Genomic DNA, 13788 nt, shown 5'->3' on the forward strand with positions numbered 1-13788 from the left:
TTGATATTTTCGAGGATTTTAATAACATTTTGCGAATGATTTGTCGGATATATCAGAAAAATGAGTTAACTTTGCACTCAAAATATAAATAATATAAAATAAAGGTTCATACAAGATGGAACAGAAATTATTGATCTATAACACTCTCACACGTACGAAAGAGAGATTCACTCCGCTCCACGCTCCTAACGTGGGCATGTATGTTTGTGGCCCTACCGTGTATGGCGATCCGCATCTCGGTCATGCACGACCAGCCATCACATTCGATATACTCTTCCGTTATCTCAAGCACCTGGGCTATAAGGTTCGCTACGTTAGAAACATTACCGACGTTGGCCACCTGGAGCACGATGCAGATGAAGGCGATGACAAGATTGAGAAGAAGGCTCGCCTGGAGCAGTTGGAGCCAATGGAAATTGCGCAGTACTACACCAACCGCTACCACGATGCCATGGAGGCGCTGAACGTGCTCCCTCCTAGCATTGAGCCTCATGCCACAGGCCATATCATTGAACAGGAGAAACTGGTTCAGGAAATCCTAGACAATGGTTATGCCTACGAGAGTAACGGCTCTATCTACTTCGACATCGAGAAGTATAACAAGGATCATAAGTACGGTATCCTCTCCGGACGTAACCTGGAGAACGTAATCAACGAGAGCCGCGAGCTGGCTGGTATCGGCGAGAAGAAGAACCAGGCTGACTTCGCTCTCTGGAAGAAGGCTTCACCTGAGCATATCATGCGCTGGCCTAGTCCTTGGAGCGATGGATTCCCAGGCTGGCACTGCGAGTGTACTGCGATGGGACGTAAGTACTTGGGCAGCCACTTCGATATTCACGGTGGCGGCATGGATTTGATTTTCCCTCACCACGAGTGCGAGATTGCTCAGGCTGTGGCTTCTCAGGGCGACCAGATGGTTCATTACTGGATGCACAACAATATGATTACCATCAATGGTCAGAAGATGGGTAAGAGCTTGGGTAACTTCATTACCCTGGAGCAGTTCTTCACTGGCAATCACGACAGTCTGGAGCAGGCTTATTCGCCAATGACCATCCGTTTCTTCATCCTCTCTGCTCACTATCGCAGCACCGTAGACTTCTCTAACGATGCCTTGAAGGCCAGCCAGAAGGGATTGGAGCGCCTGATGAATGGTTTGAACGACCTGGAGCGTGTGCCTGTGGCTAAGCAGAGCGATGAGCAGGTGAAGAAGTTTGTAAGCGAGTTGCGCCAGCGCTGCTACGATGCGATGAACGATGACTTCCAGACTCAGCTCGTTATCAGCTATCTCTTCGAGGCTTGCCACGTAATCAACACAGCCCTCGACCACAAGGCAAACATCTCTGCTGAAGACCTGAAGGAGCTTTCAGACACCATGCATCTCTTCACCTTCGACCTGCTCGGTCTGAAGAGTGAGAAGGGAGCCAACAATGATGCTCGTGAAGAGGCTTATGGCAAGGTAGTGGATATGGTTCTCAACCTGCGTGCCAAGGCTAAGGCTGATAAGGACTGGGCTACCAGCGACCAGATTCGCGATGCCCTGGCTGAAGCCGGTTTCGAGGTAAAGGACACCAAAGATGGTGTTACCTGGAAACTGAACAAATAATATTTAAAAAGAGGGTGCATCATCAACTTATGACGCACCCTCTCTTTTTATTTTTGTACTGCTGCAGGATTTTTCTTCCTTGCAGCAAGTGAATCTTTCTGTCTGCCAGATATAGAATCGCGCAACATCTTATCTTTCTTACTCTTATATTCCTTATACTCTTTTTCGTAATAATGGGCAAAGTTGGCGAAAGGCTCTGTCGTTACCTCATCGCTCGATGCCGTATAGGTATTTCCGTATGGATCGGATGCCTTGATGATGATTTTGGCATTCGGATTCCTAGGAGTATAATAATATAGGTGGTTCATGATGAGATAACCGTTGCCCTTGCTCACGAACCGATAGGATACACTCTCGCTATATTTATGATGATAGCCGGCGGCAAAGGCATCCTGCCCCTTTCCGCTGAGGCGCCCCATCAGATATTCTTTGCCATCCTCTACGGCTACCACACGCCAATGACTGGTAGCATTGAAGACATTGGCTACCAGGATATTCCTGTTGTTTGCCAACTGCCAATCCCTAGAGTATTTCTCGCCGTTGAAATCGGTCTGCGCACGGAACAAGGTCATCTGCTTGCTCTTATCCCAGAAAGTTCCCTTGTAATAGCAGTTGCTGATGCTGGTACCCACAAAACTGTATACATAATATCCATTTGGAGTTCCGCAGATGTTGATATTCGACTGCCATATATTACCACAGGCGGCAGCATGACAATGCTCCATTACATCCTCGCCCTGATAATTAATCTCGTGGTTGCAGGCAAAATGAGTATGTCCGCAGAAGAGTTCGTAACCGCCCTTAAACTGTTTCAGCAAAGAAAGCAGGAGCGAGAGACGAGAAGAAGAATAATGCCCCTGCTCATGGGCATTGGTCAGCGGCTTCGCCTTGCTGAAAGGCGCATTGCCGAAGGTGAACGGGATATGATAGCAGAGTACCACCTTCATATCCTTTGGCGTGAGGGCGAGATCCTGCTTCAGCCAGCGCACCTGGCGTTCACGTAATTCTCCAGGAGAATAATAAGACATGCCGCGGTGGAAGAAGCAGTTGTTGATGCAGACATAATGCACATCGCCACGGTTGAAGGAAAAATCGGTAGGACCGAAATTCTCCTCCCATTTCCTGCGGTAGAGCGCTTTGCCATCCTGGTCGTGATTGCCGATGACGGAGAAGAGGCGCATCTCTGAAGAGCCCAATGCCTGGCGTATCTGACGCTCCAGTTTGGCGTTGTAACCGCCATAATACTGTACATCATCGCCCATGCTGAGCCCGTAGACCGGTGTTCCGGCAGGCAGCGAACTGATGGTCTGTTTGATATCTGCCATGGTTTGGGTGGTGAATCTTTCTACATCACTCTTCTTGATGGGATTATCATCCGGAGAAGTATAATAAGGGCTGTAGGCATTGGTAACCTGCGGGTCGCCGATGACAATCATCTTATAGTGAATCTCCTTGCCGCCCGGCAGTCGGGTGAGGGTGAAGTTATAGGTTTTCTTCCCCTTGGATACCTTTTGGTAGAAGAAAGCCGTGCGATCGGTCTTAGAATGGGTAGGAACCTCGCAATCGGCTGGAACAGAATAGTATATGAATTTTGCCAGGCTGTCTCGCTTCATCTTATATCTGCCCTGTGCATCGGTTTTTACACAGTTGAATCCATCGCTCACGATGACGCCAGCCACTCCCTTTCCTTCCTTATCTCTTAAAGTTCCGGAGATATTGAAATCCATCTTCTTCACAGGTTTCTTCTTCAGCGTATCAGCAGGCTGTGGCTTGAGATGGAGAACCGGTGGGTTTTTCACCAGGTTCTGTATCTGTTTCTTGGGGTAGAGCAGGTGCAAGGTGATGCCTATTGCTACGAGCGCGCAGCAAGCAACCGACAGAACCCCTATGTATAATTGTTTCTTTTTCATGAGTACAAAAGTACGGCTTTATTATGGTAATGCAGCATATATTCATTTAAAAAACTCTAAATATTACCTTAGGGTAACTTACCTTAGGGTAATATTTCGTAACTTTGTACCAAATTACTAGGAATATGGCAAAATATCTATCACCATTTCAATTTGGTACATTAGCCACCAATGAGAATTTTATCGACAGACAGGAAGACAGGGCTTTGCTCAAGCAATTACTGTCCTCCCATATCAACGTGATGCTGATTTCACCACGCCGATGGGGTAAATCATCGCTAGTGAAAAGGGCGATGAGCGAATTGGCTGGTGAGGATAATAACGTAAGAATCTGTTATATCGATGCCTTCAGCATCGGCTCTGAATCTGAATTTTATCGCACTTTTGCCAGTCAGGTTATAGCTTGTGCTTCCTCTAAAATGGAACGGTGGATAGAGGATGCAAAGAAATTCCTGACAGGCGTGATACCGCAGGTTGTAGTAAGCGACCAGGTGACCGACTTCATGGCTTTTGACCTGAAGTTTGTGCCACAAGAGCGTGATAAGATGACGATTCTCCAACTGCCTGAGTTGCTGGCAAAGGAAAAGGGCATCAGGATTATCGTCTGCATAGACGAGTTCCAGCAGTTGGCTAACCTTCCTGAGTATAAGGATATGGAGGGAAAGATGCGCTCGGTATGGCAGCAACAGCAGCTTACCTCTTACTGCCTCTACGGCAGCAAGCGAAACATGATGCTCAATATCTTCAACAATTCCAATAGTCCTTTTTATCGCTTCGGACAAGTGATTTTCATGCAGAAGATAGCTAAGGAGCATTGGATTCCATTCATTCTGTCATCTTTCGAGAAGACAGGAAAGTCAATCTCTGCAGAGATGGCAGAGCGGATCTGTGATGCCGTGGCCTGCCATTCCTGGTATCTCCAGCAGTTGTGCTATTTTATCTGGAGTTTCACGGTTTCGGAAGTGACGGAAGATATATATCATCTGGGATTGAAACAGGTACTCAACATCAATACCCCGATGTTTCAGAATGATACGGAGAATCTCAGTTCTACTCAGATAGAGATGCTTAAGGCTATAGCCAATGGCGAACAGCATTTCTCCTCGCAAGCCGTGAAACAAATCTATAATCTTGGTAATCCGAATACGATTGTCAAGAACAGGAAAACGCTCCAGAACAAAGATATTATCGAAAAGCAAAACGATGCTTTTGTCTTTGTTGACCCGATATACCGGCTGTGGTTTAAGGAGGAGTATTGTAGATAGAAACTATGTAAATTAAAAGAAATAATATAAGGAGAAAAAAGATAATGGCAAACGATAATAAAGGTCTTACACCGATGATGAGACAGTTTTTCGAGATGAAATCGAAACATCCCGAAGCGCTGCTGCTCTTCCGTTGCGGTGACTTCTACGAAACTTACTGCGAAGATGCGGTGGAGGCATCCCGTATACTCGGCATTACGCTGACACGACGCAATAATGGCGGTTCTACGGGCACGACCGAGATGGCAGGATTCCCTCATCATGCTCTGGATACCTATCTGCCTAAACTCATCAGGGCGGGTAAGCGCGTAGCGGTATGCGACCAGCTGGAAGACCCGAAGAAGAAACGACTCGAAATAAAAGGTAAGAAGGGACTGAGCCAGATGGACAAGATGGTGAAGCGAGGTATTACTGAACTCGTTACACCGGGTGTGGCGATGGGAGATAACGTACTGAACTACAAGGAGAACAACTTCCTGGCAGCCGTACACTTCGGCAAGACCGCTTGCGGTGTGAGCTTTCTGGATATCTCGACCGGAGAGTTTCTTACCGGCGAGGGAACCTACGACTATGTAGAAAAACTGATGGGCAACTTCATGCCGAAAGAGGTGCTCTACGACCGCGCCCGAAAGAATGACTTCGAGAAATATTTCGGCAGCAAATACTGTACCTTCGAACTGGATGACTGGGTTTTCACCGAGCAGACAGCCCTGCAGAAACTCCTGGGACATTTCAAGACAAAATCTCTGAAAGGTTTCGGTGTAGAGCATCTCAAGAACGGCGTGATAGCCAGTGGTGCCATCATGCAGTATCTCGAGATTACCCAGCATACACAGATTAATCATATCACCGCCCTTTCACGTATCGAAGAAGATAAGTTCGTGCGTATGGACAGGTTTACCATCCGCAGTCTGGAGCTGGTTGCCCCTATGCAGGAAGACGGTTCTTCGCTCCTGAATGTCATCGACCGTACGGTAACGGCGATGGGTGGACGTATGCTCAGACGCTGGCTGGTCTTCCCGTTGAAGGACGTTAAACCAATCAACGAGCGTCTCGACATCGTGGAATATTTCTTCAAGGAACCGGAATTCCGTCAGCTTCTCGATGACCAGCTGCATCGCATCAGCGACCTGGAGCGTATCATTTCCAAAGTAGCCGTGGGTAGAGTTTCGCCTCGCGAAGTGGTTCAGCTGAAGAATGCACTTGAAGCCATCAAACCTATCAAGGTGGCATGCCAGCATGCTACGAACGAGGCTCTGAAGCGGGTAGGCGAGCAGCTGAACGTATGCGAGACCCTGAAAGACCGCATCGCCAGGGAAATACAGCCCGATCCGCCACAGCTGGTCAATAAGGGTGATGTGATAGCCGACGGATTCAATGCTGAACTTGATGACCTTCGTGCCATCAGCCGCCACGGCAAGGATTATCTGCTCAAGATACAGGAAAGGGAGATAGAAAAGACAGGAATTTCGAGTCTGAAGGTAGGTTACAATAATGTTTTCGGATACTATCTGGAGGTGAGAAATACCTTTAAGGACAAGGTGCCTGAGGAGTGGATACGCAAGCAGACGCTGGCTCAGGCAGAGCGTTATATCACCCAGGAACTGAAGGAATATGAGGAAAAGATTCTCGGTGCTGATGAGAAGATTCTGGTATTGGAAGCACAGCTCTTCAACGAACTGATAGCTGCCATGCAGGAGTATATTCCGCAGATACAGATCAATGCCAACCTCATCGCCCGTATGGACTGTCTTTTGTCATTTGCAAAGATATCTGACGAGAACCGCTACGTGCGCCCTATCGTCGATGATTCTGAGGTGCTTGACATCAAGCAGGGCAGGCATCCGGTGATTGAAACCCAACTGCCGCTGGGCGAACGCTATGTACCTAACGATGTGCTGCTCGATACCGAGAAACAGCAGATCATGATGATTACCGGTCCTAACATGGCTGGTAAATCGGCTCTGCTGCGCCAGACCGCCCTTATCGTGCTGCTGGCACAGGTAGGCTGTTTTGTGCCCGCAGAGAGCGCCCGAGTTGGATTGGTGGATAAAATCTTTACACGTGTAGGTGCAAGCGACAATATATCGCTCGGCGAATCGACCTTCATGGTAGAGATGACCGAGGCAGCAAACATCCTGAACAACGTTTCTCCGCGCTCGCTGGTGCTCTTTGATGAGCTGGGAAGAGGTACTTCTACCTACGATGGTATTTCCATTGCCTGGGCTATCGTGGAATATCTGCACGAACATAAGAAGGCGCAGGCGCGTACGCTCTTTGCTACCCACTATCATGAGCTCAACGAAATGGAGAAGAACTTCCCTCGCATCAAGAACTTCAATGTGAGTGTGAGAGAGGTGGACGGAAAGGTAATCTTCCTGCGTAAACTGGAACCGGGAGGCAGTGAGCACTCTTTCGGTATCCATGTGGCAGAGATTGCCGGTATGCCTCGCAGCATCGTGAACCGTGCCAATGTGATTCTCAAACAGTTGGAGGATGACAATGCCGGGGTAGGTGGTGCCGGTAAACCGAACGTACAGCACATCGATGAACCTAAGGATGGTGTGCAGCTCAGTTTCTTCCAGCTCGATGATCCTGTACTGACGCAGATACGTGATGAAATACTCGGGCTGGATGTGAACAATCTCACTCCGGTAGAGGCATTGAACAAGCTCAATGACATCAAGAAGATTCTGCTGGGAAGATAAAAATATAAATCCCTCCCCGTGGCAGCAGATGCTGTTGCACGAGGAGGGATTTTTATAATCTGAAAATAAGTCGTCTAATATTATTTTGCCTCTACGTTCTTTTCTTTCGCTCTCTTTGTGCTGGAAACGATGCTCCATACACCGGCGATGATGAGCGGAATGCTCAATATCTGTCCCATATCCATAGGCAGACCTGCCTCGAATGCCACCTGAATCTCCTTCGTATATTCGATGAAGAAGCGGAAGGTGAAGATGAGAGTAAGGCAAAGACCGAAATAGAAACCGGTGCCTACGCTCTTAGGTCCTCTCTTCTTGTAGATGAATAGGATGAGGAGGAAAAAGCAGAAGTATGCCAAAGCCTCGTAGAGCTGACCCGGATGGCGTGGATACTGGTCTTCGCGAACGAAGATAAATGCCCAAGGCACATCGGTTACCTTGCCGATAATCTCTGAATTCATCAGATTGCCCAAACGGATAAAGGTGGCTGTAATGCCTGAGCAGATACCCATATTATCGAGCACTACCCAGCCGCTCACCTTCATGTTGCGGCAATAGAGCCAGATGCCGACGAACATGCCGAATACGCCTCCGTGGCTCGCCAGTCCCTCATAACCCGTAAACTTCCAACTGCCGTCTGGCATGTGGTGAACAGGTATCAGCATCTCGATGAAGTGATCCCACTGGGTGAGGAAATATTCCGGCTGATAGAAGATGCAATGTCCCAAACGGCCACCTATCAGTACACCTAAGAAGATGTAGAGAAACAGTGGGGAGAACTTCTCATCTGAGAGCCCCTGCTGCTTGTAAAGCTTGCTCACGAGCAGATAGCCCAGCAGCAGACCAATCATCCAGCAGGTGGAGTAGTAGCGGATGGTCATAGGACCCAGATGAGCCAGAATTGGGTCTGGGTCCCATACGATATAGTTAAGCAGATTTGCTATCATAACCGTAGAAGAATAGGATTATACATTGAACCGGAAGTGCATGATGTCACCATCCTGTACGACGTACTCCTTGCCCTCGATGCCGAGCTTACCAGCCTCGCGTACTGCAGCCTCAGAGCCATACTTGATATAGTCATCATACTTGATAACCTCTGCACGGATGAATCCCTTCTCGAAGTCGGTATGGATGACGCCGGCACACTGAGGAGCCTTCCAGCCCTTGTGATAGGTCCATGCCTTGACCTCCATCTCACCAGCGGTGATGAATGTTTCGAGGTTCAGCAGGGCGTATGCCTTCTTGATGAGTCGGTTTACGCCGCTCTCTTCCAGTCCGAGTTCTTCGAGGAACATCAGTTTGTCCTCGTAGGTTTCGAGCGATGCGATGTCTTCCTCTGTCTTTGCAGCGATGACCATGCACTCAGCACCTTCTTCCTTGGCGATTTCCTCTACCTTCTTGCTATACTCGTTGCCGGTCTTGGCAGAAGCCTCGTCAACATTGGCCACGTAGAGCACAGGCTTGGTAGTGAGGAGGAAGAGGTCGTGAGCCACCTTCTGCTCTTCCTTGCTTTCGAAAGTAACGCCACGAGCGTTCTTTCCCTGCTCCAGTTCGGCCTTGTAAGCCTCCAGAACGGTAACCATCGTCTTAGCATCCTTGTTGCCTGCTGCAGCAGTCTTCTTCTGCTTGGTGAGCTGAGATTCGATAGTTTCCAGGTCCTTGAGCTGCAACTCTGTATCGATGACGCTCTTATCCTCCAAAGGATCAACCTTAGCGCCACCCTCGCGCACGATGTTGTCATCGTCGAAACAGCGGATTACGTGGATGATAGCATCGCACTCACGGATATTTCCCAAGAATTTATTACCAAGACCTTCGCCCTTGCTGGCACCCTTTACGAGACCTGCGATATCCACGATTTCGCAAGTAGCTGGGACGATGCGTCCTGGGTGAACAATCTCTGCCAACTTGTTGAGTCGCTCGTCTGGTACGGTGATGACGCCCAAGTTTGGTTCGATAGTACAGAAAGGGAAGTTAGCTGCCTGTGCCTTCGCACTAGACAGACAGTTGAACAGTGTAGACTTACCCACGTTTGGGAGGCCTACAATACCACATTTTAATGCCATTTTATCTTTAAACGTTTAAATTTCCGGTGCAAAGTTACACATTATAAATGAAAGATACGAAGAAATCGTGGAAAATTAACTAAAAATCATAGATGACGAGTGAAATCCTTACATCTTCTCTAGTTATAGAATTATGATAGATATTATTTCTTTTTGCTATTCTTTTTGGTCAATGTCTTTTCGTCAGATTTTAATCTGCGTTCTACTTTCTTGACGTCTTCACCTGCAGGAAGATTTTCTGGCACAATGCCACGTTGGAGCATCATATTACGAACAGCCTTATTATTATCGACATGTTCTTGACAGATAGTTTGCTGACCATGCAAATCCTTTTGCTGAACGTTGACAGAAGTCATTTCTGCAGCAAAATCTTTAGCTTTAATATTTAGTGTTGGAAGGAAATCGGCGAGAGGTCGGCTGTTAGGAGCACCCAATTTACGTTTGAGAAGAGCCGTGTCGAGATTAAACAACGCCTTGTCACCTAGTGAGCGAATGATGGCAAAGCCTTTGCTGTCCACCCCTCTTTCATACAGCACACCAGAGAGACGCTTCTCTGTTTCTGCAAGTTTTGCACGTGCTTGTACACGTTCGTATTCCAGCAAACGCTTTTGCACCAATTCTGCTCGGCGAGTTTGTACGGCAAAGTAGTTTTGGGCAAAAGAGATTTGTGGCTTGCGTGGATCACCGTTTTAGGCAATGAGATAGCAAGCATAACGAGTCAGCATGTAGTCTTTGACTTCACGCTGAGCACCTTTAGCAAGAGGTATCATTTTCCCAACGCCGGGAAAATGATATTCTACCATTTCGCCAGCGTTGATACAAGCGTCTTTAGCTCGCTCGATGACTCCTTCAAATCTTTCCCATTTGGAATAACCCAACACTTGTGCAAGTTCTCTTGCGCTCCAACATTCTACGCCTTCGTATTCGTTGGCAATAGCTTCGAATTGCTCGAACAATTCTTTGATTTCTTCTTCCTTCATAATTGCTTATTTTTATGATATTTCGGCAAAGTTACGCTTTTTATTTGGTTGTAGCAAGGAAAAGGTTATTTATTTCCTTCTTTGCTCATCAATAAATACTTGTATCTCTCCTAAATCTCCAATTTCTTTTGGTAGAACAAACATATTTTAAAAGTTAGTCTGCTACAAGAATATTCTGTGTAACTCATATCGTTTAATTTTGAAAAGACTTCTTGGCTTCTTTCAAACTGTTATATAGCTCATCGTCAAACTCTCGGATGTCTTCGTCAGTCAATACTCCGTCATAGTATAGGTAACATACGGTGATGTAATATCTACCTCCTGACATCCCATCGTATCGGCGAGCGATATGCTTGTCGAATTGGTATACCTTATCATATAGTTTGAGGTATGCATCGTGTGCATCCTCTGCTGATGCGTTCTTGTTCATGAAATCTTTGGTAGATTGCATGAACTTGGCGCACTCTCGCTGCAAGCCCAAATTAATGAGCTTGCGAGCTGTTTTCTTCTGAGACTTCGTTAATTCTATCATGTTCTAAACGTTTCTTTTCTTTTTTAGCCTTATTTCTTATTGATATACATTTCTTGCAGATGTGCAGTCTGTGTCCTTTACCACTGAACGACTCGTTGGATTTATACTCTCCACACATCTTGCAATAATGTCCTTGATGCTTATGTTTCTTTTTACCCATGACTTATTTTGCAAACAACTTTCCTATGAGATTCAAGAGATTAGAGACAGTCTCTTTGCTCTCCACAGGTATCTTGATGGAGGTTTCGCCTGTCTGCTCGTCTTTCTCAACGATGGAATCAACCAGCTGGGCTGTGGCTTCTGGCGACTTTAAGGTTTCGGCTAAACCTGAGAGGAAAGATATTCCTTGGGCTACTAAATCCTTTGGCTGACTTGAGCGATTAGAGACGGATTCTCCGTTCGAAGATGAGTTCGTTTGCTGCTGGATGGAAACCTCTTCTTTATTCTCGTTAGATTTATGTTTGTTGCGAGCCTTCTCTGTTTCTTCGTCCTCTTCCACCATACCGCTCACTGTTTCCATCATCTTGCTGAACTTATCATCTGTGATGAATACAGAATCTTCGCCGTCATCAAGAACGCCTTCAAACATGGAGGTCTTGAAACGCAACTTACCGAGCATTTCCTGCTCGATGGAATCAGGTGTTACGAGATTGATAACCTGGATGTTGTTCTGCTGACCAAGGCGATAGATGCGCCCGATACGCTGTTCGAGAACGGCAGGATTCCAAGGCAAGTCGATGTTGATGATGGTAGCGGCTGACTGCAGGTTCAAGCCTGTGCTTCCGGCATCAGTAGAGAGGAAAACCCTGCTCGATGGTTCGTTCATGAAATTATCTACCAGGTTTTTGCGCTTTTCGGATGGCACGCCACCATGCAGATATTCAAAGCCTATTTCTTTTTTCTCCAGTTCCTTGGCGATGAGGCGGGTCATGCGTTCCCATTGACTGAATACCACAACCTTTTCACCTTCCTCGCTGATAATGTCGCTGATGATGTTCACGCATTCATCCACCTTGGTGTCGTATCTCGTCTTTTGGTCGAGGATATAACTGCTGTCACATACCATGCGCATCTGTGAGAGGAAGAGCAGGAGACGCTTGCGGTCTTTATCGGATAGGAAATGCATCCTGCGCCATTTCAGAATCAGGAGACGTACCTGGTTCTGCCACTCCTGATGCATCTCCATCTGCTCGTTGGTCATCGGAATGAAAAGGTTCTTGTCAGAACGCTCTGGCATCTGGAGTTTCACATCCTTCTTGCGGCGACGGATGAGAATATCGCCCAGCTTCTTGCCTATGTCGTTTAAGTTCTTATAACCCAGAACTTTTCCTGTTTCATCAGTAATGATATGCTTGTCTTTGAAGAGGTAGTAAGGGGCAAGGCGGAAATTATCAACAAACTCCACGATAGAGTAGAGTTCATCGAGCTTGTTCTCCAATGGGGTACCGGATAGAATTACGGAGTAATCTGATTCTATCTTTCTTGCCGCACGGGAAATCTGCGTGTTCCAGTTCTTCAGGCGCTGCACCTCGTCCATGATGAGCATATCGGTTTGCAAACAGCCGAGTATCTTGATGTCATTGGCGGCACTATTATAGGAAATAATCTTGTAAGGTTCCGGGCGATTGTACGCTTCCTTTCTCTTGAGATGACTTCCCTCTATGACGAAGACTTCGGCATCAGTAAACTTCTTGATTTCACTTCGCCATTGATATTTGAGCGAGGTAGGGCAGAGGATGAGTACAGAGCCAATAAGACTTTCCTTGCGTAGCAGTTCGGCAGTACCTATAGCTTGGATTGTCTTTCCGAGACCCATCTCGTCGGCAATGATAGCCTTTCCTGCCTTTGCAGCAAAGCGGATGCCCTCTTTCTGGTAAGGATAGAGGTTTACTTTCAGAAGATTGTTGAGTTTCTCGTCATCGTATGTCTTCACAATCTTCATTCTTTTCGCTTTTTCGCGAATATCGATGATAAAGTCAATGGCATCTTTATAGCATCTGAATGTATCGCTGATTTGGCGAGCTTGTTTCAAGAAAGAGCCAATGCGGGCATAGGCTGATTTCTTCAAGACATGGTTCTTGTCAAAGTAATCTTTGGCTAACTGTTCGTATGCCTCCTTGTTGTCTGAGCCGATACGAATCTTTACGCATCGCTCATCCCGATAGGAGAGATAGACAGAAGTATAAGGTGGTAATTCCCGATGTACATGTACGCCCCTCTTTCCGCCAAACCATTTCTTGACGGCTTCGATATGTTTGCAAGTGCCGAGTCTCGAAGTCTTGAAATCCATGCAGGAACAATAATTCCATTCGCTGTTGGCTCCACGATACACCACCTTGTACTCGTTGTTCTTTTCAGGGTTGTGAACGATATACTCTCCAGGGCAAAGGACGTCATCAACACAACTGATATCAAAGTGCTCGATATCGGTCACCTGCTTGCGCAGTTTGATTTGCCATTCCTCTAAAGTCATGTTTTCTGGTTTCACGATATGCGAAACCTTGACTTTCTTTTTTTTCTTTGTAGCCTTCTTGGTGCTGTTACCGTCTTGGTTAGCTGCCTGCTTATTATTCTTTGCCATTGTTATGTTGCCTTATTTTAATTAATGCAAAGATACACATTATGGATGAAAGATACAAAGAAATCGTGGAAAATTAACTAAAAATCATAGATGACGGAAGAATCAACGATGGTAAACCGACAGAAACGCTTGAGGAAGCG

General features: G+C 46.7%; 8 protein-coding genes and 1 pseudogene. 3 read left to right on the forward strand and 6 right to left on the reverse strand.

Annotated features, from left to right (window positions below):
- Nucleotides 1-115 precede the first annotated feature (115 nt).
- Nucleotides 116-1606, forward strand: a complete 1491-nt coding sequence (gene cysS / locus KUA48_RS09130; protein ID WP_006848890.1) for a cysteine--tRNA ligase — start codon at nucleotides 116-118, stop codon at nucleotides 1604-1606.
- A gap of 47 nt (nucleotides 1607-1653) precedes the next feature.
- Here the strand turns inward: cysS and KUA48_RS09135 are convergent, their stop codons facing one another.
- On the reverse strand, nucleotides 1654-3516 hold the full coding sequence (locus KUA48_RS09135; RefSeq protein ID WP_218433282.1) for a calcineurin-like phosphoesterase C-terminal domain-containing protein: 1863 nt from the start codon (nucleotides 3514-3516) through the stop codon (nucleotides 1654-1656).
- Between the two features lie 125 nt (nucleotides 3517-3641).
- Here KUA48_RS09135 and KUA48_RS09140 point away from each other — a divergent pair, with 125 nt between their 5' ends.
- Together KUA48_RS09140 and mutS are read left to right on the forward strand one after the other, a co-directional pair.
- A complete protein-coding gene (locus KUA48_RS09140; RefSeq protein WP_153080723.1) occupies nucleotides 3642-4781 on the forward strand; it encodes an ATP-binding protein in 1140 nt (379 codons plus the stop codon).
- 44 nt (nucleotides 4782-4825) lie between these two features.
- Nucleotides 4826-7489, forward strand: coding sequence for a DNA mismatch repair protein MutS (mutS, locus tag KUA48_RS09145; RefSeq protein WP_153088770.1), 2664 nt, complete (start codon nucleotides 4826-4828; stop codon nucleotides 7487-7489).
- Nucleotides 7490-7569: 80 nt separating this feature from the next.
- Here mutS and lgt read toward each other — a convergent pair whose 3' ends face one another.
- The 5 genes and pseudogenes from lgt to KUA48_RS09170 all read right to left on the reverse strand — a co-directional run bounded on the left by lgt (nucleotide 7570) and on the right by KUA48_RS09170 (nucleotide 13648).
- Nucleotides 7570-8433: a prolipoprotein diacylglyceryl transferase gene (gene lgt / locus KUA48_RS09150; protein WP_218433281.1), complete on the reverse strand. Its 864-nt coding sequence runs from the start codon at nucleotides 8431-8433 to the stop codon at nucleotides 7570-7572.
- Nucleotides 8434-8451: 18 nt separating this feature from the next.
- The gene (gene ychF / locus KUA48_RS09155; protein ID WP_006848895.1) at nucleotides 8452-9555 is read right to left on the reverse strand and encodes a redox-regulated ATPase YchF; all 1104 of its coding nucleotides are present in this window, start codon (nucleotides 9553-9555) and stop codon (nucleotides 8452-8454) included.
- 143 nt (nucleotides 9556-9698) lie between these two features.
- A pseudogene (dinD, locus tag KUA48_RS09160) lies at nucleotides 9699-10535 on the reverse strand (DNA damage-inducible protein D).
- Nucleotides 10536-10728: 193 nt separating this feature from the next.
- On the reverse strand, nucleotides 10729-11067 hold the full coding sequence (locus KUA48_RS09165; protein WP_147327900.1) for a hypothetical protein: 339 nt from the start codon (nucleotides 11065-11067) through the stop codon (nucleotides 10729-10731).
- A gap of 163 nt (nucleotides 11068-11230) precedes the next feature.
- Entirely contained in the window at nucleotides 11231-13648 is a 2418-nt protein-coding gene (locus KUA48_RS09170) for a DEAD/DEAH box helicase (RefSeq protein ID WP_218433280.1), read from the reverse strand.
- Nucleotides 13649-13788 lie beyond the last annotated feature (140 nt).

Source organism: Segatella copri (assembly GCF_019249795.2).
Lineage (GTDB): Bacteria > Bacteroidota > Bacteroidia > Bacteroidales > Bacteroidaceae > Prevotella > Prevotella copri_B.